18 protein-coding genes, 1 pseudogene and 1 riboswitch are annotated in these 22,536 nt (G+C 72.8%); of the genes and pseudogenes, 14 read left to right on the top strand and 5 right to left on the bottom strand.

All coding sequences use genetic code 11. The annotated features are described in order from the left end of the window. Positions 1–36 precede the first annotated feature (36 nt). The 4 genes from QQK26_RS09790 (at position 37) to QQK26_RS09775 (ending at position 2,025) form a co-directional block, all read left to right on the top strand. Positions 37–678, top strand: a complete 642-nt coding sequence (locus QQK26_RS09790; protein ID WP_284232190.1) for a neocarzinostatin apoprotein domain-containing protein — start codon at positions 37–39, stop codon at positions 676–678. 68 nt (positions 679–746) lie between these two features. Beyond that, positions 747–810: riboswitch (guanidine-III (ykkC-III) riboswitch) on the top strand. A gap of 15 nt (positions 811–825) precedes the next feature. Then, positions 826–1,140, top strand: coding sequence for a DMT family transporter (locus QQK26_RS09785; protein WP_284232188.1), 315 nt, complete (start codon positions 826–828; stop codon positions 1,138–1,140). A gap of 2 nt (positions 1,141–1,142) precedes the next feature. Then, positions 1,143–1,496 carry a DMT family transporter gene (locus tag QQK26_RS09780; protein WP_284234546.1) on the top strand — a complete coding sequence of 118 codons (354 nt, stop codon included), beginning with the start codon at positions 1,143–1,145 and terminating at the stop codon, positions 1,494–1,496. Positions 1,497–1,551: 55 nt separating this feature from the next. Continuing rightward, a complete protein-coding gene (locus tag QQK26_RS09775) occupies positions 1,552–2,025 on the top strand; it encodes a MarR family winged helix-turn-helix transcriptional regulator (protein WP_284232186.1) in 474 nt (157 codons plus the stop codon). 3 nt (positions 2,026–2,028) lie between these two features. On the opposite strand, the gene QQK26_RS09770 is transcribed toward QQK26_RS09775, so the two are convergent. Next, positions 2,029–3,627 carry a sensor histidine kinase gene (locus QQK26_RS09770; RefSeq protein ID WP_284232183.1) on the bottom strand — a complete coding sequence of 533 codons (1,599 nt, stop codon included), beginning with the start codon at positions 3,625–3,627 and terminating at the stop codon, positions 2,029–2,031. Positions 3,628–3,721: 94 nt separating this feature from the next. On the opposite strand from QQK26_RS09770, the gene QQK26_RS09765 reads away from it, so the two are divergent. Further along, positions 3,722–4,147: a PPOX class F420-dependent oxidoreductase gene (locus tag QQK26_RS09765; protein ID WP_284232180.1), complete on the top strand. Its 426-nt coding sequence runs from the start codon at positions 3,722–3,724 to the stop codon at positions 4,145–4,147. On the opposite strand, the gene yczE is transcribed toward QQK26_RS09765, so the two are convergent. After that, complete coding sequence (gene yczE, locus QQK26_RS09760; protein WP_284232179.1) at positions 4,066–4,782, bottom strand: membrane protein YczE; 717 nt, start codon at positions 4,780–4,782, stop codon at positions 4,066–4,068. The two genes, QQK26_RS09765 and yczE, sit on opposite strands and share 82 nt — an antisense overlap. 61 nt (positions 4,783–4,843) lie before the next feature. Here yczE and yczR point away from each other — a divergent pair, with 61 nt between their 5' ends. The 3 genes and pseudogenes from yczR (at position 4,844) to QQK26_RS09745 (ending at position 11,811) form a co-directional block, all read left to right on the top strand. Continuing rightward, positions 4,844–6,283, top strand: coding sequence for a MocR-like transcription factor YczR (yczR, locus tag QQK26_RS09755; RefSeq protein ID WP_284232177.1), 1,440 nt, complete (start codon positions 4,844–4,846; stop codon positions 6,281–6,283). Between the two features lie 88 nt (positions 6,284–6,371). Continuing rightward, positions 6,372–9,413, top strand: a complete 3,042-nt coding sequence (locus QQK26_RS09750; protein WP_284232175.1) for an efflux RND transporter permease subunit — start codon at positions 6,372–6,374, stop codon at positions 9,411–9,413. Positions 9,414–9,799: 386 nt separating this feature from the next. Continuing rightward, positions 9,800–11,811: pseudogene (locus tag QQK26_RS09745) on the top strand (DEAD/DEAH box helicase). 112 nt (positions 11,812–11,923) lie between these two features. On the opposite strand, the gene QQK26_RS09740 reads toward QQK26_RS09745, so the two are convergent. After that, positions 11,924–12,676 (bottom strand): SDR family oxidoreductase, encoded by a 753-nt coding sequence (locus QQK26_RS09740; RefSeq protein ID WP_284232173.1) that lies wholly within the window; start codon positions 12,674–12,676, stop codon positions 11,924–11,926. A 117-nt stretch (positions 12,677–12,793) separates the two neighbouring features. Here QQK26_RS09740 and QQK26_RS09735 point away from each other — a divergent pair, with 117 nt between their 5' ends. After that, positions 12,794–13,213, top strand: a complete 420-nt coding sequence (locus QQK26_RS09735; protein ID WP_284232171.1) for a GNAT family acetyltransferase — start codon at positions 12,794–12,796, stop codon at positions 13,211–13,213. A 6-nt stretch (positions 13,214–13,219) separates the two neighbouring features. Here the strand turns inward: QQK26_RS09735 and QQK26_RS09730 are convergent, their stop codons facing one another. Both QQK26_RS09730 and QQK26_RS09725 read right to left on the bottom strand, forming a co-directional pair. After that, on the bottom strand, positions 13,220–14,044 hold the full coding sequence (locus tag QQK26_RS09730) for a siderophore-interacting protein (RefSeq protein WP_284232169.1): 825 nt from the start codon (positions 14,042–14,044) through the stop codon (positions 13,220–13,222). Positions 14,045–14,084: 40 nt separating this feature from the next. Then, the gene (locus QQK26_RS09725; protein WP_284232167.1) at positions 14,085–15,899 is read right to left on the bottom strand and encodes an ATP-binding protein; all 1,815 of its coding nucleotides are present in this window, start codon (positions 15,897–15,899) and stop codon (positions 14,085–14,087) included. Positions 15,900–16,107: 208 nt separating this feature from the next. Between QQK26_RS09725 and recQ the strand changes: the two genes are divergently transcribed. From recQ to QQK26_RS09700, 5 genes are all read left to right on the top strand, one after another. Further along, positions 16,108–18,135, top strand: coding sequence for a DNA helicase RecQ (recQ, locus tag QQK26_RS09720; RefSeq protein ID WP_284232165.1), 2,028 nt, complete (start codon positions 16,108–16,110; stop codon positions 18,133–18,135). Positions 18,136–18,187: 52 nt separating this feature from the next. Beyond that, entirely contained in the window at positions 18,188–18,637 is a 450-nt protein-coding gene (locus tag QQK26_RS09715; RefSeq protein ID WP_284232164.1) for a GNAT family N-acetyltransferase, read from the top strand. A gap of 20 nt (positions 18,638–18,657) precedes the next feature. Then, positions 18,658–19,377, top strand: a complete 720-nt coding sequence (locus tag QQK26_RS09710; protein ID WP_284232162.1) for a histidine phosphatase family protein — start codon at positions 18,658–18,660, stop codon at positions 19,375–19,377. A gap of 52 nt (positions 19,378–19,429) precedes the next feature. Further along, the gene (locus QQK26_RS09705) at positions 19,430–20,263 is read left to right on the top strand and encodes an NAD(P)H-hydrate dehydratase (protein ID WP_284232160.1); all 834 of its coding nucleotides are present in this window, start codon (positions 19,430–19,432) and stop codon (positions 20,261–20,263) included. 132 nt (positions 20,264–20,395) lie between these two features. Continuing rightward, entirely contained in the window at positions 20,396–22,474 is a 2,079-nt protein-coding gene (locus tag QQK26_RS09700) for an acyl-CoA dehydrogenase family protein (protein ID WP_284232158.1), read from the top strand. Positions 22,475–22,536 lie beyond the last annotated feature (62 nt).

Raw genomic sequence — 22,536 nt, 5'->3', positions numbered from 1 at the left:
TAGACTCGAGCCGAACCCATCCCCCGAAGGACTCCCATGACCCGCCCGCGCCCGCGCCGACTCTGGCTGCTCGCACCGGCCGCCGTCGTGGTCGTGCTGCTCGGCATCGTCGCGATCGTGGCGGTGCCGATCCTGACCCATCGCGATCGGGGTGTCGCCGAGCAGGTGCAGGCCGGGGTCGACTGGCCGAGCAGCGCCACCGCCGAGGGAGAGGACGGGCGTACCCGCACCATCGCCGTCGCCGACGAGTCCGGCGCGCCGGTCGACGCCGCGGCGCTCGCCGAGGGCCAGCGGATCGTCGTCACGGGTGAGGGCTTCGATCCCGAGCGCGGCATCTACGTGGCGATCTGCGCCGTGCCCGCCGACCCCTCCACCAAGCCCGGACCCTGCCTGGGCGGCGTGCCGGAGACGGATGCGACGGGGCCGGCCGAGGAGGGCGCCGTGCAGTGGGCGCCCTCGAACTGGATCAACGACGACTGGGCCTGGCGGCTCTTCGGTGCGCGCGGCTTCGAGCAGGACGGCTCGTTCACCGCGTACCTCGCCGTGCCCGCGGCGGCGGATGCGGAGAGCGGCCTGGACTGCGCCGCCGTCGAGTGCGCGATCGTCACCCGCAACGACCACACCGCCGCGAACGACCGCGTGCAGGACGTCGTGCTGCGCATCCGCTTCGCCGGCTGAGGCCACCGCCGCGCACCCTGTGCAGCGCCCGAGCGCGGGCCCGTACGCTGCGTGCTACCGTCCGGACCGGAGGCCCCGCGAACGGGTCCGCGGACGAGGGAGCAGTACCCGCACCACGACAAGACTGCCATCGGAGGGTGAGCTGTCATGGCCTGGGTGATCCTGGTCCTCTCGGGTGTGCTGGAGGCGGTCTGGGCGACCGCGCTCGATGCCTCGAAGAGCTTCACGCGCCGCGTGCCGACGAGCGTCTTCGTCGTCGGATTCGTGGCGAGCATGATCGGGCTGTCGTTCGCGATGGGCTCGATCCCGACCGGTACCGCCTACGCGGTGTGGACCGGCATCGGCGCCGCGCTCACCGTGGTGTGGGCGTTCGTCAGCGGCAGGGAGCGCCCCACCGCGGCGAAGATCGCACTGCTCGTCGTGCTCATCGGCTGCGTCGCCGGTCTCAAGGCGGTGGAGTGACCGTGCACTGGATCGTGCTCATCGCCTCCGCTGTCCTCGAAGCCGTCTGGGCGACCGCCCTCGGGCAGTCCGAGGGCTTCACGCGACCCGTGCCCACCGCGATCTTCGGCGTGGCCGTCGTGCTCAGCATGATCGGCCTGTCGTACGCCATGCGCTCGCTGCCGATCACCGTGGCCTACACCGTGTGGATCGGCCTCGGGGCCGCGCTGACCGTCATCTGGGCGATGCTGACCGGCGTCGAGCCCGTGTCGCCGATCAAGATCCTGCTGCTCGCCGGGCTCGTCGGCAGCGTCGTCGGCCTGAAGTTCGTCCGGACCGAACCCGGGACTCGAACGCCGGTCGACAGGAAATCCTGACGCGCCCTGGATGGATGCGATGAACGGCGGTCATGCAGGTACCGTTGCGCTCACCATGATGTCATCCGAAAAACGCAGTGATCCCCGGCTGCGCGCCGCCCTCGACGCGTTCATCGAGTTCCGAGTGGCCGACATGGACATCTGGCGCCGTGCGGGCACCGAGCTCGATCTCACCACCAACGGCATGATGGTGCTCGCCTACGTGCTGCGGCAGCATTCGCTCGGCGAGGTCGTGCGCCAGGTCGATATCTGCAACGCCCTGCGCCTCAGCGCGGCGGGGGCCTCCACGATCATCGACGTCCTCGAGGAGCGCGAGCTGGTGCGCCGCGAGCCCTTCGCCGGCGACCGCCGTGCGCTCAGCGTCGTGCCGACGCTGCAGGGCAGCAAGGTCGAGGAGACCGTGCGCATCGCCGACGACCGCTTCTTCGAGCTCGCCGACTCCGTGACGCCCGCCGAGCTCGACGCCTTCGTGCGGATCCTCGACGGCATGCGCGTGCACGGCCTGAGCCAGTTCCGCTCCGAGCGCTGAGGCTCAGCGCCCGTCGGGCAGCAGGAGCAGGAACTCGGTGCCGTCGGCGGTGGCGGATGCGGTGAGCGAGCCCCCGTGCGCCGCCGCCATCCTGCGGCTCAGCGCGAGCCCGATGCCGAGACCCCGGCTCGTGCCGGTCTCGGAGCCCGGACGGCGGTAGAACCGGTCGAAGATGCGCTCGAGCTGCTCCTCGGGGATCGGTTCGCCCGTGTTGTGCACGCAGACGGAGGTGGTCGCGCCGTCGCGGTCGGCGCGCACGGTGATCGTCGCGTCCTCGGGCGAGTACTTGACCGCGTTGCCGATGAGGTTGTTCAGGATCTGCAGGAGCTGTCGCGGATCCGCATCCGCCAGCAGCGCCTCGTCGATCTCGAGCTGGAGCGCGCGCGAGCCCCAGGCCTGCGCCGAGCGCTGCATGTCGATCGCGCGCTCGACCGTCTCCCGCACCGGCACGACGCTCCGCTTCGGGGTCTCGCCGTCGCGGAACGCGGAGAGCAGCGACTCGGTGAGCGCGAGCATGTGCTCGGCGCTGCGGCGGATGATCGCGGCCGTGCGCGCCTGGGGCGCATCTCCGAGATCCTCCTCGAGCAGGTCGCTGTAGCCGACGATCGACGTGAGCGGGCTGCGCAGCTCGTGGCTCAGCGAGGCGAGGGACTCCTCGCGCTCGAGCACCTCCGTCTGCACCTCGGTGATGTCCTGGATGACGACCACCACGCCGAGGGCTCCCGCATCCGTCTCGATCTGCCTGCCGTTGATGAGCACGGCACGCTGGCGGCCGCGCGGGCCGGCCCAGACGATCTCGTTGACGACCTCCTCGCCGGCGAGGAGGCGGGCGAGCGCCTGCCGCTCCGGAGGGATGGGCGTCACCCGGTCCTGCTCGTAGACGCGTCCGGCGGTCATGGTGGAGCGGTCGAAGCCGGAGAGCCCGCCGAGGTGGCTGAGCGCCCGGTTGTCGACCAGCACGCCGCCCCGCATGTCGAAGACGACCAGCCAGGCGTCGATCTGCTGCACGACGGCGCGGAAGATCGAGTCGATGCGGCTCGCCTCGGCCACCGCGGCGAGCTGCGAGCGCTGCGATTCGCGGTAGCGGCGGGTCGCGTAGGCGGTGACGAAGGCGACGATGGTGAGCGCCAGCGGGAAGCCGGAGAGCGTGACCCATCCGATGCCGCTGGTCGGCCAGTCGTCGCGGTAGATGGCCGGGGCGTACGTGACCAGGAAGCCGCCCAGGCCGCCGAAGGTCGCGCCCGGGTACCCGAACCAGTAGGCGAGCCAGAGCGCCGGCAGCGCGGCGACGAGCAGGCCGATCGGGGTGCCGGTGCCCTCGTAGACGGCGATGTTGATGAAGGCCGCTGCTGCGAGGTCGATCGCCCCCAGCGGCGCGAACGTGCGGTCGGGCCAGCGCAGCGCCCAGACCGGGATGCCGAGGAGCAGCGACACGGCGGCCAGCACGATGCCGAGCACGAACTCGGGGCGCGCGACCGTGGCCTGCTCCACGAGCGCGAAGACGATGCTCAGCACCGCGACGCTGATGGTGAAGTGCCCGCGCGCCCGGGCGACCGCCGTCGAAGCGCGCCCGTCGGCGACGCGGCGGAGCCACTGCAGCATCAGGCTCCTTCGCTCGAGTGCGTCACGGCCCCGTCATGACGGAATCCCGTTCCGAGGTCGCGCCCGCGGCGCCCTGGTGCAAGGAGTATCGCTCATGAACGGGCCCGAGTTCCAACGCACTGCGTCGTGGGACCCTGGTGCCGTGATCACCGACGCCGCGCGCGAGTTCCTCGCCGAGTACCACCTGGCCATCCTCTCGACCGTCGGCCGCGACGGCCGCATCCACGCGGTGCCGGTGGGCGTCACCTACCGCGACGGCGTCGCCCGGGTCATCGGCGCCCGCGGATCGCAGAAGTTCCTCAACGCGGCACGGTCCGGACGGGCCACCGTGGCCAGCGTCGACGGCGGTCGGTGGATCAGCTTCGAGGGCGTGGCGCAGGTGCGCGAGGACCCCGAGTCCGTCGCGCTGGCGGTCGAGCTCTACGCCGCCCGCTACCGTCAGCCGCGGCCGAACCCCGAGCGCGTCGTGCTCGAGATCGCGGTGGAGAAGGTGCTCGGCTCGGCCGGCATGCGCGCCTGAGGCGGGCGTGTGCCTCCGTCGCTCCCGCGCCGCTGCCGGGATTCGCCCGGTTCGGGCACCCGCAGCAGCGGGATGGTGAGGTTGCAGAGCGGCCCGATGAGCACCGCGAAGGCGACGGTGCCGAGGCCGACGGTGCCGCCGAGGATCCAGCCGATCGCGAGCACCGTCACCTCGAGGCCGGTGCGGATCATCCAGATGGGCCTGCCCGTGCGGGCGACGAGCCCGGTCATGAGGCCGTCGCGCGGGCCCGGCCCGAACCGCGCGCCGATGTAGAGGCCGCTCGCGATCGCGAGCAGCGCCAACCCGGCGGCGAAGATCGGCACCCGTGCGAGCAGCGGCTCGACGGGCGGCACGAGCAGCAGCCCGAGGTCGATGGCGGGCCCGAGCAGCAGCACGTTCGCGATCGTGCCGACGCCCGGGCGCTGCCGCAGCGGGATCCAGGCCAGCAGCACGAGCGCGCCGATCACGACCGTGAGCGCGCCGATGCTCAGGGGCACGTGGTGCGCGACGCCCTGCGAGAAGACGGTCCACGGCTCCACGCCGATCGCGCCGCGCAGCATGAGGGCGATGGCGACGCCGTAGAGCAGCAGCCCGATCAGCAGCTGGGCGATGCGGCGGACGAGGATGCGGGACATGCGGCAATCCAATGTCCGTATTGGCCTTCCTGCAAGAGTCCAATCCTCGTACTCTGGCTCGATGCCGTCCCTCTCCGCTCGATCCGCTGCCGCGCTGCTCACCGATTGGCGCGGCGGCGGTACCAGGCCGGCCTATCAGGCGCTCGCCGAGCGCATCCGCCTGCTCGTGCTCGACGGGCGCATCCTGCCCGGCACGCGGTTGCCCGCCGAGCGCGAGCTCGCGGCGCAGCTCGGGCTGAGCCGCACCACCGTCGCGAGCGCCTACGCGGCGCTGCGGGAGCATGGCTACCTCGTCAGCGTGCGGGGGTCCGGCAGCGTGGCTCGCCTGCCCCGCGGCGACGCGGCGCCGGTCGAGACGGCGCCGACCGGGCTCATCGATTTCAGCAAGGCTGCGCTGCCGGCCCTGCCCTGGCTGCCCGATGCGGCCCGATGGGCGGCGGAGCAGCTGCCGCGTCACCTCGGCGACCCGGGCTTCGACGGCGTCGGCGACCCCGAGCTGCGCGAGGCGATCGCCGAGCGCTACCGGCGCCGCGGCGTGCCGACCGCGCCCGAGCAGGTCATCGTCACGCTCGGCGCGCAGCACGCCATCTCGCTGGTCGCCCGCACGCTCCTCGGCCGAGGCGACCGCGCGCTCGTCGAGTCGCCCAGCTACCCGCACGCCTACGAGGCGCTGCGGGCTGCCGGGGCGCGGCTCGTGCCGGTCGGCGTCACCCCGACCGAGGGATGGGACGAGCAGGGACTCGAGCAGGCGATCCGCGGAGCGAGCCCGACCCTCGGCTACCTCATGCCCGACTTGCACAACCCGACCGGCGCGAGCATGCCCGAGGCGCAGCGCGAGCGCCTCGTCGCCATGGCCGCGCGGCAGGGCACCCTGCTGGTGGTGGACGAGACGATCGGCGAGCTCGACATCGACCGCACGCATCCGCTCGCACCGCTCGCCGGCGTCGCGCCGCCGCCCGGGCTGGCCAGCCCCGTGATCTCGATCGGCTCCGTCGGCAAGACCGTGTGGGGCGGCGTGCGCATCGGATGGATCCGCGCCGACCGCGGTGTGCTGCAGCGGATCGTGCGCGCCCGCGTCGCGACGGACCTCGGCACCCCGTTGCTCGAGCAGCTGCTCGTCACCCGCCTGCTGCGGGACTGGGACCCGGTGCTCGAGCTGCGCCGCGAGCAGCTGCGTTCGGGACGGGATGCGCTGGAGGGCATGCTCGCCGACCGTCTGCCGGAGTGGACCGCGCCGCACGTGCACGGCGGCCTCACGATGTGGGTGAACCTGGGCGAGGCGGTCAGCTCGCAGCTGACCATCGCCGCTCGCGCATCCGGCCTCGTCATCACAGCGGGCCCGCGGTTCGGGCTCGACGGCGCCTTCGAGCGCTTCCTGAGGCTGCCGTTCGGGTACGGGATCGAGCAGCTCGAGCAGGGGGTCTCGGCGCTCGAGCGCACCTGGCGCGGCCTCGGCCGTCACCCGCTGCCCGAGTCGGGGTATCTCGCCGACGTGGTGTGAGCGGGCCCGGCGATCACGCAGCGAACGGGCGCGATACTGGGCGGGAGGCGCAGCAGGGCGGCGCCCGCCGACCGCTCGAGGGGCATCCGTGCATCTGCTCGCCAAGCTCAGCCTGGCCAACCGCGCGCTGATCGCGCTGATCACCATCACCGTGGCCGTCTTCGGCGGCATCTCGCTGACCAGCCTGAAGCAGGAGCTGGCGCCGTCCATCCAGTTCCCCCAGGTCGCGATCATCACGGCCTACCCCGGCGCGACGCCCGAGGTCGTGAGCCAGGACGTCAGCGTGCCCATCGAGCAGGCCGTCGCCGGCATCGCCGACCTCGAGGGCACCGGCTCGACCTCCAGCACCGGCAGCTCGATCGTGACCGCCGACTTCGCCTACTCGGTCAACCTCGCCCAGGCCGAGCAGCGCGTGCAGCAGGCCGTGAACCGCATCGCCACGCAGCTGCCCGACGACGTGGAACCGCAGGTGCTCACCGGCAGCCTCGACGACCTGCCCATCGTGCAGCTCGCCGTGTCGGGAGGCTCGGGCGACCTGCTGGAGCGCCTGCAGGTCACGGCGGTGCCGACCCTCGAGGACCTCGACGGCGTGCGCCAGGTGTCCATCGCCGGTGCGCCGGAGCAGCGCGTCGCGGTGGCGCCCGACGCCGCGGCGCTCGCCGGGGCGGGACTCACCGAGCAGGCCGTCACCGACGCCCTCGACGCGAACGGCGTGCTGCTGCCCGGCGGCACGATCACCGAGGAGGGGCGCAGCCTGGCCGTGCAGACGGGCGCGCGCCTCGCATCCGTCGACGACATCGCGGCACTGCCGCTGACCGGCAGCGACCTCACCATCGGCGACGTCGCATCCGTCTCGCTGCAGGACGCCCCGGCGACGGCGCTCAGCCGCGTGGACGGCGAGGACGCGCTCACGATCGCGGTGACGAAGACACCGGATGCGAACACCGTCGAGGTCTCGAACCTGGTCGCGGACGCGCTGCCCGGCATCACCGACGCGCTCGACGGCGCGACGATCACCACCGTGTTCGACCAGGCGCCCTACATCGAGCAGTCCATCGAGACGCTCGCCGTGGAGGGGCTCCTCGGTCTCGTCTTCGCGATCATCGTGATCCTGGTGTTCCTGCTCTCGGTGCGCTCCACGATCGTCACGGCCATCTCGATCCCCACCAGCGTGCTGATCACCTTCATCGGCATGCAGGGGCTCGGCTACAGCCTCAACATCCTCACCCTCGGCGCGTTGACGATCGCGATCGGCCGCGTGGTCGACGACTCGATCGTCGTGATCGAGAACATCAAGCGGCACCTCGTCGCGGGTGCCGACCGCGCCGCCTCGATCCTCACCGCGGTGAGGGAGGTGGCCGGCGCCATCACCGCGTCGACCGTCACCACCGTGGTCGTGTTCCTGCCGCTCGCCTTCGTCAGCGACATCACCGGCGAGCTGTTCCGCCCCTTCGCGCTGACGACGTCGCTCGCGCTCCTCGCCTCGCTGATCGTGGCGCTCACGATCGTGCCCGTGCTCGCGTACTGGTTCCTGCGCGCGCCGAAGGGGCATGCGCACGCGGCCAGTGCCGAGGAGGCCCCCGGACGCCTGCAGCGCGGCTACCTGCCGATCCTGCGCGGCACCCTGCGCCGTCCGGTCGTCACGCTGCTCGCGGCCGTCGTCGTGCTCGGCGGCACCGTCGCGGCGGTGCCATTCATGAACACGAACTTCCTCGGCGACAGCGGGCAGAACACGCTCACCCTGCGCCAGCAGCTCGCCCCGGCGACCTCGCTCGACGCCGCCTCCGACGCGGCGGCCGAGGTGGAGCAGGCGCTCGCCGGCGTCGACGGGGTCTCGACAGTGCAGGTGACCATCGGCGGCGGCAGCTCGATCGCCGCGGCCTTCGGCGCGGGCGGCGGCGGCGACACGGTGCAGTACTCGGTGACGACGGATGAGGATGCGGACCAGACCGCCCTTCAGGCGGACGTGCGCGAGGCCGTCGACGGCCTGCCCGGCGACATCACGATCGGCTCGTCGAGCGGATTCGGCGGCTCCAGCGACCTCGAGGTGGAGATCAGCGCGCCCACGGACGCGGAGCTGCGCGAGGCCTCGGACCAGGTGCTCGACGCGGTGAGCGGACTCGACGCCGTGCTGCAGGCCAGCAGCAACCTCGGCGCCGCGCAGCCGTACCTGGCCGTCGAGGTCGACCGGACGGCCGCCGCCGAGCTGGGCCTCAGCGAGGTGGCCGTCGGCGGGCTGATCGGCCAGTCGCTGCTGCCGCGCGAGGTCGGCACGGTCGAGATCGACGAGCAGCGCATCGACATCACCCTCGTGGACGACGCCCCGCCGGCCACGCTCGACGAGCTGCGCGGGCTCGAGCTGCTGCCCGGGGTGCCGCTCACCGATGTCGCGACCGTCGAGGAGACCACCGGCCCGACCGCGGTCACGACCGCCGGCGGAGTGCGCACGGCGACCGTCTCGGCGACGCCCGACGGCGCCGACCTGGGTGCCGCGACCAGCGAGGTGCAGGAGGCGCTGGACGGGCTCGACCTGCCGGCTGGCGCATCCGCTTCGCTCGGCGGTGTCGCGGCCGACCAGGCCGACGCGTTCTCGCAGCTGGGGCTGGCGGTGCTCGTCGCCATCCTCATCGTCTACATCGTCATGGTCGCGACCTTCCGCAGCCTGCTCCAGCCCCTGCTGCTGCTCGTCTCCGTGCCGTTCGCGGCCACCGGCGCCGTGCTGCTGCAGGTGGTCACGGGCATCCCGCTCGGCGTGGCCTCGCTCGTCGGCGTGCTCATGCTCGTCGGCATCGTGGTGACGAACGCGATCGTGCTCATCGACCTCGTCAACCAGTACCGCTCGCGCGGGCTGCCGGTGGCTGAGGCGCTCATCGAGGGGTCGATCCGCCGACTGCGGCCGATCCTCATGACCGCGCTCGCCACGATCTTCGCGCTCACCCCGATGGCCCTCGGCATCACCGGGCACGGCGGGTTCATCTCGCAGCCGCTCGCGGTCGTGGTGATCGGCGGTCTCGTGTCGTCGACGGCACTGACCCTCGTGGTGCTGCCGGTGCTGTACTCGCTCGTGGTGGGCTCGCGCGAACGCCGTGCGGCTCGGCGCGCGGAGCGGGACGGGGTCGCGGCGGGCTGAGCGGCACGGCGCGTTCGGCGCATGCCGACGCGGCACTCGTGACGCAGGCTCACGCGGCTTCGGGGCGTGTTCGCGACACCGGGGCGTGCGGCCGCATGCCCCGCTGTCGCCGCGGCACCCCAGCGCGGAGAGCGAGCGGCAGCCGGCAGGGCGGGCGGCGGTCGGCAGGGCGAGCGGATGCGGGCGGGCCCCTCGCGCATCCGTCCCGCGTCGCGTATCGTGGGCGGGTCGGCTCTCGACGCCGCGGAATGCGCCGCGGATCCTGTGTGTTCGAGTGGCCTTCGGTCAGCATGTCGCTGGCGAGTCACTCCCCTGGTGACCGGGTGCCGCGTCGTTGCAGCGCGCACCCGCCTGGACAACGCGCATTCACACCCCGATAGAGAGCCATGCCCTACGACAAGAGGGGCGCTTCGAGCGCCCGCAAGCCCAATCCGCGCACCGGCACCCCCGCCGGCAGCCGCAGCCCGAAGCACCGCGGCCACCGCCCGGACGAGAACCCGGGCAAGAACCGCTGGTCGAATGACGACCGCGACTACCGCGCCGCGCGCGACGCACGTGCCGCCCGCGGTGCCACCGGCCGGGGTCCCGTGCGCGACCACGCCCGCCCCGACTGGGCGCCCAAACCCGCCGAGTCGCGCTACGACCGCTCGCAGCGCCGCGAGGGCCGCTTCGCGGAGGAGCGCGGCTTCGAGCGCCCTGCGCGCGACGAGCGCCCGAACCGCGGCGGCCGTGACGAGCGGGCCCCGCGTGGCGGCCGCGACGAGCGCGCTCCGCGCAGCTTCGATCGCGGCGACCGCCCGAACCGCGGCGACGACCGCCGTGGCGGCTTCGGCGGCCATGGCGAGCGCCCCGCCCGCAGCGGGTTCGGCGGTGACCGCGACCGCGCCCCCGCGGCTTCGACCGCCCCGCCCGCGGCGGCTTCGGAGATCGCGACGACCGCGGACGCCGCCGCTTCGAGCGCGACGACCGCCCCGCCCGCGAGGACCGCGCCCGCCGCTTCGACGGCGACGACCGCGGACCCCGTGACGCCCGCGGCGGCAGCCGCCCCGACTGGGCCCCGCGCGACGGCGGCGCCCGCCGCACGCACGGCGACCGCCCCCGCGCCGAGCGCACCTACGGCAGCGAGGGCGGCTTCGGCGCCCACAAGCCGGCGTTCCAGGAGGACGTGGTGCTCGAGCGCCTCGAGGCGCAGGCCGTGGAGGCCTCCGACGTCGAGGGCGTGACCTTCGCCGACCTCGGTCTCGGCGGCAACATCGTGCGCGAGCTCGGCGAGATGGGTGCATCCGCTCCGTTCCCGATCCAGGCCGCCACGATCCCGCAGGTGCTCGCCGGCCGCGACGTGCTCGGCCGCGGCCGCACCGGCTCCGGCAAGACCATCGCCTTCGGCGCCCCGCTCGTCGAGCGCCTCATGGAGAACGGCGGCGGACGCGACCGCGAGTACGGCCGCAGCCCGCGCGCCCTCATCCTGGCCCCGACCCGCGAGTTGGCGCTGCAGATCGACCGCACCGTGCAGCCCATCGCGCGCGCCGTCGGCCTCTTCACGACGCAGATCTACGGCGGTGTGCCCTTCGGTCGCCAGCTCGGCGCCCTCGAGCGCGGCGTCGACATCGTGATCGGCACCCCCGGTCGCGTGCAGGACCTCGCCCGCCGCGGCCAGCTCGACCTCTCGCGGGTCAAGGTCGCCGTGCTCGACGAGGCCGACCTCATGTGCGACCTCGGCTTCCTCGAGCCCGTGCAGGAGATCCTGCGCGAGACCCAGCGCGGCAGCCAGAAGCTGCTCTTCTCGGCGACCCTCGACAAGGGCGTGGCCGAGCTCGTCGACGAGTTCCTCGAGGACCCGGCCGTGCACGAGGTCGCCGGCGAGGACCAGGCCAGCGCCACCATCGACCACCGCGTGCTCGTCGTCGCCCGGGGCACGAAGCCGCAGATCATCCGAGACCTCGTCTCGGGCGGAGCCAAGTCGCTCGTCTTCACCCGCACCCGCGCCTACGCGGAGCAGCTGGCCGACGAGCTGGAGGACATGGGCATCCGCTCGGTCAGCCTGCACGGCGACCTCAACCAGGCGCGCCGCACGCGCAACCTGGGGCTGCTCACGAGCGGTCGCGTCAACGTGCTCGTCGCCACCGACGTCGCCGCCCGCGGCATCCACGTCGACGACATCACGCTGGTGATCCAGGCGGATGCGCCGGACGAGTACAAGACGTACCTGCACCGCTCCGGCCGCACCGGCCGCGCGGGCCGCGAGGGCACCGTCGTCACCCTCGTGCCGCACAACCGCCAGCGCCGCACCAAGGAGCTGCTCGAGCGCGCGGAGATCGAGGCCGAGTTCGTGCCCGTCACCCCCGGCGATGAGCTGATCGAGTCGCTCGCCGCGCAGGTCGCGCCCGCCGCGGAGTGAGACGCGGGAAGGGCCCGCACCCCGACGGGTGCGGGCCCTTCCGTGCATCCGCTCGCACGATCGTCACCGCTCGCGCCGAGCGCAGCTCACCGTGATGATCGCGGCCGGCGCGTCAGCCGCGGTAGCGCGACGACAGCGCCTCGAAGACCTCGTCGTAGCGGCCCTCGCGCTCGGCGAAGCGCTGCCACTTGACGCGCTCGACGAGCACCTCGGCGACGTCGGGCTGTGCGCCGAGGATGGTCATGACCTCGTCGAGGAAGTCCTCCAGCGGCAGCGCCGTCGGGTTGTCCTTCAGGCCCATCAGGTCGGTCCGGGTCGCCGGCGGGGCCAGCTCGACCACCCGCACGCCGGTGGTCTCGAGCTGCACGCGCAGGGTCTCGCTGAGCGAGTGGATGCCCGCCTTGGTGGCGTTGTAGGTGGGCGTCGCGGCCAGCGGCACGGAGGCGAGGCCCGAGCTGACGGTCATGATCGTCGCCGATCCCTGCGCGCGCAGCTGCGGCAGGAACGCGTGGACGAGGCGGATCGGGCCGAGCAGGTTCGTCACGACGGTGCGCTCGGCGATCTCGAGCGAGGCCGGGTCCTTGAACTCCTCGGCCTCCATGATGCCGGCCATGAGCACGACGGCGTCGAGGCCGGGGTGGCGCGAGACGACCTCGTCGCGGGCCCGCTCGATCGAGGCGGGGTCGGCGGTGTCGATCTCGACGGTGCCGATGCCGGGGTGCTCGGCGGCGATGGCCGCGAGGCGCTCCGTGCGGCGTCCGCCGACGACGACGGTGCTGCCGGCCGCCTGCAGGCGCAGGGCCAGGCCGAGGCCGATGCCGCTGGTGGCGCCGGGGATGAAGACGGTGCTGGCGGTGATGTCCATGAGAGTGCTCCTTCGTTCGCGGCTGCCTCCACGATCCGCCGATCCGGCGAGGGGATGAAGGCCCTCCGCATCCTCGGACCGCCGATCCGGGGCTGGGGCCGACGGCAGGATGGACGGATGCGCATCCGCTCGTTCGATTCCTCCGACACCGATCAGGTGGTCGCCCTGTGGCACGCCGCCGGCCTGACCCGCCCCTGGAACGATCCGCACGAGGACATCGCGCGCAAGCTGCGGGTGCAGCCCGAGCTGTTCCTCGTGGGGGAGGAGGAGGGTCGTGTGGTCGGCACCGCCATGGCCGGTTACGACGGCCATCGCGGGTGGCTGTACTACTTCGCGGTCGATCCGGCGCTGCAGGGCGGCGGGCGCGGCTCGGCGCTGCTCGCCGAGGTCGAGCGGCTGCTCGTCGCGATGGGCTGCCCCAAGCTCAACGTGCAGGTGCGTGACGGCGACCAGCCGCTGCTCGACCGCTACGAGCGCTGGGGCTACGCCGCGGACGGTGCCGCCGGCCTCGGCAAGCGCCTCATCGCCGACGGCTGAGGCGGCTCACCCCATGTACGCCGCGCCGTGGCGCCAGTAGCCCACGAAGGTGACGTCGGCCTTGTCCCAGCCGCGATCGTTCACGAGGTGCCGCCGCGCACCGGTCGGCAGCGATTGCTCGCCCACGACGAAGGCGTAGCTGCGCCCCTCCGGCAGGGTCGCTGCGCGCAGCGCGGTCAGGGCGAGCTCGCCCGGCTTGGCGTGCGCATCCGCTCGCGGCAGCCAGTGCACGCGCATGTGCGCGCCCAGCTCGACCGGCTGGTCGTCCTCATCGCCGGGGATCTCGATGAAGGCCTCCACGCGCGCGTCGCGCGGCAGCGAGGCCAGCACGCCGAGCACGGCGGGCAGGCCCGACTCGTCGGCGACCAGCACGAGGTGCTCGGCGCCGTGGGCGGGGTCGAAGCCCAGCCCCTGGTCGAGGATGCCCGCCTCGCTGCCGATCGGCGCCTCCGCCGCCCAGGTCGCCGCGGGGCCGGCGTGTTCGTCGTGCAGCACGAAGTCGATGTCGAGCTCGGGGCCGCCCTCGGCCCCCGCGCGGCGGAAGGCGCGCACGGTGTAGTTGCGCACGATGGGCCGCGCCGCCTTCGGCGTGGTCAGGTACTGGGCGTACCAGAGGTTGCTCGTGCGGCTGGGCAGTCGCAGCTGGTCCTGCCCCTGCCGCGGCAGGAACATGCGGAACCACTGGTCGTAGCCGAGCGGCGTGAAGTGCTCCAGCCCCTCGCCGCCGAGGGTTACCCGCACCAGGTTCGGGCTCACGCCGGTGCGTCGCAGCAGCCGCGCGGTCAGCACACGGGGGTCGGTCGGCTTGGTGGGGCGGTGGTGCTTGGCCAAGGTGGCTCCTCGGGTCGGGGTGCTCCCAACTTAGGGCAACCTAAACGCTTCGGGGCCCTTCCGGCAGGCGGTAGCGACGCCAACGGCTCTGAGGCGGCGCAGTCGCGTGGAGTGCTTCCTGCTGCACGAGCACGCGAAGGCGTTGGCGGAGTGATGGAGGTTGGCGATCGAGATCGGCGGCGATGTCATGGATGCTCGCCTCCCCTCGCGAGCCGACGGACGCGAGGATCTCTTCATCGAGGGCGGTGCGTGGCGCGGGGTCATGGCGTGTGCGCTCGATCGACTCCTCGACCTCGATATCGGGGAAGAAGGACTGCTCGCGCGTGCGCGCGCGCATGAGCAGCGGACCCTCGCGGTATGGCCCATCCAATGCTGCGGGAAAGGCGAGCCAGCTCTCCTTGACGAGCGTTCGCAGGATCTCTCGAGCATCTTCGGTGTCGATGGCGAGCTGCGCTCGGAGGAGGCGTCCATCGACGGCCAGCCCGCGATGGAAGAGGGCCAGGGTCAGCCGGTGATCGAGCGGCAAGTCGCCGGCGCCGATCTGCTCGAGCCATGCGTTGATCTCGGGGCTGAGAAGCCCGTGTCGATCGAGCACCACGGTGAAGCTCGTCACGGTCGCGTCGAACCGAGGAGCAGGCAGGCCTGCGCGGCCCAGCGCTCCGATCATCCGCGGGATCCCCGATCCCGCGTTCTCCGAGACGCTCTCGTCGCGGTCGGGGAGCGGCGTTTCGGTCAGCATGGTGGCGAGGAGAGCGTTCCTCGATCGCGAGCTCCCGTCGTAGAGATCGGTCACTCGCCGGCCTCCCCAGATGCCGCCGGGACTGCGCACCTCGACGCGGTCGGGGAACATCTCGATGCGAACCTGGTCGCCGAGCGCCCAGCTGCTGTAGTCCCGATGCGTCAACGCGTTCGTGATGGACTCTCGAAGCGCATCCACCGGGATCTCCGCCTCATCGGCGGCGCCGGCCCCACGTGACACCCGCCGAGTGCGCAAATTCCCGAGCACGGCGCGGACCGCCTCATCCACCATCACGGGGATGGAGCCTTCGATCGTGCGGCGATCCAGCATGCGGACATCGCCGACGATCGAGTCCTTCGAGGCGCCCGGGTACACCGCCAAGGTGACCATGGCTTGGGGGAAGAACTCCTGCGGGTAGACCCCGAATGCGAGGAGCCCTGCCAGAGTCGGCGTCTGCCCATCCGCCGCGAGCACGTTGTGCCGTTGGAGGATCTCCTCCTGGGTGCTGAGTCCGACGACCGAGCGCGGACGTCGCTCGCGGATTCTTGTGACGAATCGCTCGACGAGACCTGCATCGAGCGCGCTGCGATCTGCTCCCGTGACTGGTTCCCCGTCGTCGGTCGGCTGCTGCCCATCGGTCGAGAGGAGGAAGACGCCGTATGTGCTCATGCGTCGGTCCCCGTCCCCGACGCGTTCGTAGGTGCCGCGTTCCTTGCCCTGAGCGGTCACGAAGGCAGGCTTCATCGATGACGGGAGTTCACTGACGTCGATGACCACAACCGGATCTCCATCGACCTCTGCGATGTCGATCGATCCGAGCGGCCGAGGTGCGATCTTCCCCTGCCCCTCTGTGGCGGCGCGAGGACGGAAGGCATCGGCAACGGCGTCCCGGATGGCGACCGGATCGAAACCGTCGGCAGGGAGGAACCCGTTGTTCTCATCGAGGCCGAGAATGATGACTCCGCCGGCTTGATTGCTGAAGGCGCTGACGGTCGGCCAGATGCTGCTCGGCAGGCCGCCGACCGCTGCCTTCACTTCGATCTCGAGCAGGTCGGTTCCTGCGCTCCGCAGTCGCTCGACGATGGCCGGCAGCGGGCCGCGTGAGGTGTCGACCATCGATCCACCTGTTCTTCGGGTCAGGGAAGTTCACTGATTATCACTGATGTATCACTCATATGTCACTGAAATGTCACTGATGTTCAGTGCAGGGACCCGCGCGTGCACCCTTCTCGAGAACGCCTCCACAGGACCGGGCGAGCGGACGCGGCCTCTGGCCGCCTTGCATCCGCTCGCCCGGTCGGGGGTCGCCGGTAGCCTGGACCCCATGCCCGATCCCCGCGAGAACCCCGCCCAGGAGCCCGCGAGCGGATGGGGCGGCTACGACGACGAGCCACCCTTCGACCCGTACTACGACCAGCTGCCGCCGCCGGACGACGACTTTCCCGGTGCGCCCTTCGAGGAGGCGCCGCCCGCCCAGCGCCCGCGCGGCGCCGCCTGGTCGACCGAGCGCAGCGCGCCGACCGGCCGCCCGCCCCGCGCGGCCGTCGCCGCCGGCGAGAGCGCCGTCGCGGTGCTGCAGCGGGTGTGGGGCTACGAGGCGTTCCGCGGCGAGCAGCAGGCCATCATCGAGCAGGTCGCCGCCGGTGGCGACGCGCTCGTGCTCATGCCCACCGGCGGCGGCAAGTCGCTCTGCTACCAGGTGCCGGCGCTGCTGCGCGAGGGCACCGGCGTGGTCGTCTCGCCGCTCATCGCCCTCATGCAGGATCAGGTCGACGCGCTCGAGGCGCTCGGCGTGCGGGCGGCGTTCCTCAACTCGACGCAGGCGCCCGACGAGCGACGCCGGGTCGAGCAGGCGCTGCTCGATGGCGAGATCGACCTGCTCTACCTGGCCCCGGAGCGGATGGGCGTGCCCGCCACCCAGCAGCTGCTCGACCGCGCAGCGATCGCGCTCTTCGCGATCGACGAGGCGCACTGCGTGAGCCAGTGGGGCCACGACTTCCGCCCCGACTACCTGCAGCTCGGCGCGATCGCGCAGCGCTGGCCGGGCATCCCGCGCATCGCGCTCACCGCCACCGCCACGGCGGCGACCCGCGACGAGATCGTCGAGCGGCTGCATCTCGAGGACGCGCGGCGCTTCGTCTCGAGCTTCGACCGGCCGAACATCCAGTACCGCATCGAGGGCAAGGCCGAGCCGCGGGCACAGCTGCTGCGGCTCATCCGTCAGGAGCACCCGGGCGAGGCCGGCATCGTCTACTGCCTCTCCCGCAAGTCGGTCGAGCAGACCGCCGAGTACCTCGTGAAGCAGGGCGTCGCCGCCCTGCCGTACCACGCGGGCCTCGACGCGGGCGTGCGCGCCCGCAACCAGGCGCGCTTCCTGCGCGAGGACGGCCTGGTGATGGTCGCCACCATCGCCTTCGGCATGGGCATCGACAAGCCGGATGTGCGCTTCGTCGCGCACCTCGACCTGCCCAAGAGCGTCGAGGGCTACTACCAGGAGACCGGCCGCGCGGGCCGCGACGGCCTGCCGTCGACGGCCTGGCTCGCCTACGGCCTGCAGGACGTCGTGCAGCAGCGCCGCATGATCGACCAGTCGGAGGGCACGCCGCAGTACAAGCGCAGCCTCAGCGCGCACCTGGATGCGATGCTCGCGCTCTGCGAGACCGTGCAGTGCCGCCGCGGCCAGCTGCTGCGCTACTTCGGCGAGGACGCCCCAGCGCGCTGCGGCAACTGCGACACCTGCCTCAACCCGCCCGAGCGCCTCGACGGCACGGTGCCCGCGCAGAAGCTGCTCTCCACCGTCTACCGCCTGCAGAGCGAGCGCGGCCAGCGCTTCGGCGCCGGCCAGCTCGTCGACATCCTGCTCGGCAAGGAGACGGAGCGCATCCGCTCGAACCGGCACGACCAGCTCAGCACCTACGGCATCGGCACCGAGCTGGCCGAGGCGGAGTGGCGCGGCGTCGTGCGCCAGCTGCTCGCGCAGGGCTTGCTCGCGGTCTCGAGCGACGGGTACGGCACGCTGGGCCTCACCGAGGCCAGCCGCGGGGTGCTCGTGGGCGAGCGCGAGGTGCACCTGCGCCGCGAGGCCGCTCGGCCCGCCAAAGCCGCCAAGCGCAAGGCTGCCGTCGACCTGCCGGAGGAGGACCTGCCGCTGTTCGAGCGCCTGCGCGAGTGGCGCTCCGGCGTCGCCCGCGAGCAGGGCGTGCCGGCGTACATCATCTTCGGCGACGCCACGCTCCGCGGCATCGCGAGCGCCCGCCCGGGCAGCCTCGACGAGCTCGGCACGGTCAGCGGCGTCGGCGCCAAGAAGCTCGACACCTACGGTGCGGCGGTGCTGGAGGTCGTCGCGGGTTGAGTCCCGCGACCGAGCGAGCGGATGCGCGTCGCCGCCCCCGTAGGCTCGTCCGGTGAGCATCCAGCACCATCGCGCCGCCGTCGCCGACATCGCCCCGGAGACCCTGTACCGCATCCTGCACCTGCGGGTCGCGGTGTTCGTCGTCGAGCAGGAGGCCGCCTACGACGACCTCGACGGCCGCGACATCGAGCCCGGCGCGGAGCTGCTCTGGGCGGAGGAGGCGGGCGCGGTGCTGTCGACCGCCCGCATCCTGCGCGAGCCCGGCGCGCTGCGCATCGGCCGGGTCGCCACCGCCGCGGAGGCGCGCAGTCGCGGCGTCGCGAGCGCGATCATGCGCGCCGCGGTCGAGCGCTGCCTCGAGCTCGACGCAGCGCTGCCGATCCTGCTCGGCGCCCAGGAGCACCTCGTCGACTGGTACGCGCGCTTCGGCTTCGCCGTCGATGGTGAGCGTTACCTGGAAGACGGCATCCCGCACCGTCCCATGCGGCGCCTCCCGGCCTGAACGGGCCCTAGCCTGGCGCGATGTCGACCGCCACGCTGCTCCTCATCCGCCACGGCGAGAGCATCGCGAACCTCGCGGCCGCCGCCGCCGAGCGATCCGGTGCCCTGCGCCTCGACGTCGAGCAGCGCGACGCCGACGTGCCGCTCTCCGAGCTCGGCGTCCGGCAGGCCCGCACCCTCGCCGAGCCGCTCGCCGCGGCGGGCGTCGACCGCGTGCTGGTGTCGCCCTACCGCCGCGCGCAGGAGACGGCGCGCATCGGGCTGCAGGGCGCCAGGCTGCACCGCGAGCCCCGCATCGACGACCGCCTGCGCGACCGCGAACTGGGCGTGCTCGACCTGCTCACCTGGGCGGGCGTCGAGCAGCTGCACCCCGAGGAGGCCGCGCGCCGCGTGCGGCTCGGCAAGTACTACCACCGGCCCCCGGGCGGTGAGAGCTGGGCCGACGTCGCGCTGCGGCTGCGCCCGGTGCTCGAACGGCTGCAGAGCGGATGCACGGCGCTGGTCGCGCACGACGCCGTCGTCACGATCGCCACCGGCCTGCTGCTCGGCCTCGACGAACCGGATCTGATGCGCTTCGCGAGCGAGCACCCCGTGCCGAACGCCTCGATCACCGAGCTGCGCCTCGCGGACGGCGGATGGGCGCTCGAGCGCTTCGGTGACGACGCGCACGTCGGCCCCGGTCTGGGCACCGTGCACGACGGCACCGACGAGGAGGGTGCACCCGAGCCGGACCGTCCCTGAACCGGGCCTGCCGGCGTCGTCGGCGCCCGTCGACCGCTCCTACCGTGGCCGTATGAGCACCGAGATCGTCACCCCGTCCCTGCTGCGCGAGTGGGGGCTGCCCGAGCCCGGCGCCTCGAAGTACGACCGCGGCTGCGTGGTGGTCGTCGGCGGCTCGGCCTCCGCGCCCGGCGCGGCCATGCTCGCCGCTCTCGCGGCGCTGCGCGTGGGCGCAGGCCGGCTCACCCTCGCCGTCGACGAGCGGGTCGCCCCGCACGTCGCCGTGGCGGTGCTCGAGACCGGTGTGGTCGCGCTCGGGCCCGCCGGGCTCGGTCCGGCCGCCGACGAGCTGGCGGGCGCCGATGCCATCGTGCTCGGTCCGGGCCTCGATGACCCGCAGTGCACCGAGTCCCTGCTGGCGGAGCTGCCGAGCATGGCCGCCGAGGACGCCGTGGTGCTCCTCGACGCCTTCGCGCTCGGGGTGCTCGCCGAGCGCCCCGAGCTGGCCGAACCCTTCGCGGGCCGGCTGGTGCTCACCCCGAACCACGCCGAGGTCGCGCGGCTGCTCGGCCGGGAGCCCGAGCAGCTGGAGGAGGACGTCGCGGAGCTCGCCTCGCGCCTCGGTGCCGTGGTCTCCTGCTACGAGGTCGTCGCCTCGCCGGACGGACGCCGCTGGCGCTCCGACTCCGGCGGCCCGGGCCTCGCGACCTCGGGCAGCGGCGACGTGCTCGCCGGGGCCATCGCGGGGCTGGCGGCGCGCGGGGCGCCCCTCGAGCAGGCCGTGGTCTGGGGCACGCACGTGCACGGCGTGGCCGGCACCCGACTCGCCGCGACCGTGTCGCCGCTCGGCTACCTGGCCAGCGAGCTGCTGCCCGAGCTGCCGAAGGCGATCGTCGAGGTCGGCTAGCGGCGGCCCACAGCCGCGCCCGCATCCGCTCGCCGGCGCCTTGTAGGTCTCCGACGGCGTTCGCACCGTCACGCTGTGGCTGTCCTACTGTCTCCTCGCACCCACCCGTCGTGAGTTCACCGAGGAGCGCACATGTCCGACCACGCAACCCGCATCGACGTCGCCGGTCTCGGCCGCCAATTGCTGGGGCGCTGGGCCGATGAGCGCCTGGCCACCCGCGAGCTCGTCACCCGCCCCGAGTTCCAGCGCGTCGAGGGCCAGTCGCTCGCGGAGCACCGGGCGCGCACGCTGGAGCAGCTGCACGGGCTCGTGCGCGAGGGCGCCGTGCAGCGCGCGTTCCCGCCGGCGTTCGGCGGCGAGTCGAACCACGGCGGCAACATCGCCAGCTTCGAGGAGCTCGTGCTCGCCGATCCGAGCCTGCAGATCAAGTCGGGTGTGCAGTGGGGGCTCTTCGGCGCCGCCGTGCTGCACCTCGGCACAGAGTCGCACCACGAGCGCTTCCTGCCCGAGATCGTCGACCTGCGCATGCCCGGCGCCTTCGCCATGACCGAGACGGGGCACGGATCGGATGTGGCCAGCATCGGCACGACCGCCACGTACGACCCCGAGACCGGCGCGTTCGACCTGCACACGCCGTTCCGCGGCGCCTGGAAGGACTACCTCGGCAACGCGGCCCTGCACGGGCGCGCGGCCGTCGTGTTCGCGCAGCTCGTCACGGGCGGCACCGCGCACGGCGTGCACGCCTTCTACGTGCCGATCCGCGACGAGTCCGGCGCCTTCGTCGACGGCGTCGGCGGTGAGGACGACGGGCTCAAGGGCGGGCTCAACGGCATCGACAACGGGCGCCTGCACTTCACCCACGTGCGCGTGCCGCGCGAGAACCTGCTCGACCGCTACGGGGCGGTGGCCGAGGACGGCTCCTACTCGTCGCCCATCGCGAGCCCCGGCCGCCGCTTCTTCACCATGCTCGGCACCCTCGTGCAGGGTCGCGTCTCGCTCGACGGCGCATCCGTCGCGGCCTCGAAGGCGGCGCTCGCCATCGCGATCGGCTACGGCAACCAGCGCCGGCAGTTCACCGCCGCCGACGAGCACGACGAGGTCGTGCTGCTCGACTACCAGCAGCACCAGCGCCGCCTGCTGCCGCTCCTGGCCACGACCTACGCGGCGTCCTTCGCGCACGACGGGCTGCTCGAGAAGTTCGACGCGGTGTTCTCCGGCGCCGAGGACGGCGACGACGACCGGCAGGACCTCGAGACGCTGGCCGCCGGCCTCAAGTCGCTCTCCACCTGGCACGCGCTCGAGACGCTGCAGGAGTGCCGCGAGGCGTGCGGCGGTGCCGGCTTCCTCGCCGAGAACCGCATGGTGGGCCTGCGGGCCGACCTCGACGTCTACGCCACCTTCGAGGGCGACAACACCGTGCTGCTGCAGCTCGTCGGCAAGCGCCTGCTCACCGACTACAGCCGACGCTTCGCAAAGGCCGACTTCGGGGCGATGGCCTCCTTCGTCGTCGACCAGGCGAGCGAGCGGCTGCTCTCGCGCAGCGGGCTGCGCCGCGCCGGCCAGCGGATCGCCGATCTCGGCTCGACCGCCCGCTCGGTCGTGCAGGTAAGGGACCTCGAGAGCCAGCACGAGCTGCTCGCCGACCGCGCCGAGACGATGGTCGCCGAGGTCGCTGCGAAGCTGCGACCGGCGTCGAAGGCGGGTCGCGCGGAGGCGGCGGCGATCTTCAACCGCAACCAGCGCGAGCTCATCGAGGCGGCGCGGGCGCACGCCGAGCTCGAGCAGTGGGAGGCCTTCACCCGCGGGCTCGAGGCGGTGGAGGACGACGGCACGCGCCGCGTGCTCACCTGGCTGCGCGACCTGTTCGGCTTCCGGCTGATGGAGCGCCACCTGGCCTGGTACCTCATTCACGGGCGCCTCTCCGAGCAGCGGGCCGAGGCGGTGACCGCCTACATCGACCGGCTGGTGGAGCGCATCCGTCCGCACGCTCAGGACCTCGTGGACGCCTTCGGGTACACCAACGAGCACATCCGCGCGGCCGTGCTGAGCGGCGCGGAGCGGGAGCGGCAGGAGGAGGCGCGCGCCCACCTGCGCGCACAACGCGAGCGCGGTGCGGCGCCCGTGCCCGAGAAGGCCTCGACGGGTCGCCGCCGGAGTGCGTCGCTCGACGACGCGGCACCGGTCGCCGCGGACCAGCCGCTCTCGGTCTGAGAGGACCCCTTCTTCCGGCACCCCTACCGGGAGAGGGGGTCGATCGCGGCGACGGCGGTGCC

This window comes from Arenivirga flava (genome assembly GCF_030161575.1).
Lineage (GTDB): Bacteria > Actinomycetota > Actinomycetes > Actinomycetales > Microbacteriaceae > Arenivirga > Arenivirga flava.
The sequence above is the reverse complement of the archived record's forward strand: the minus strand, read 5'-3'. Positions and strand labels throughout refer to the sequence as shown.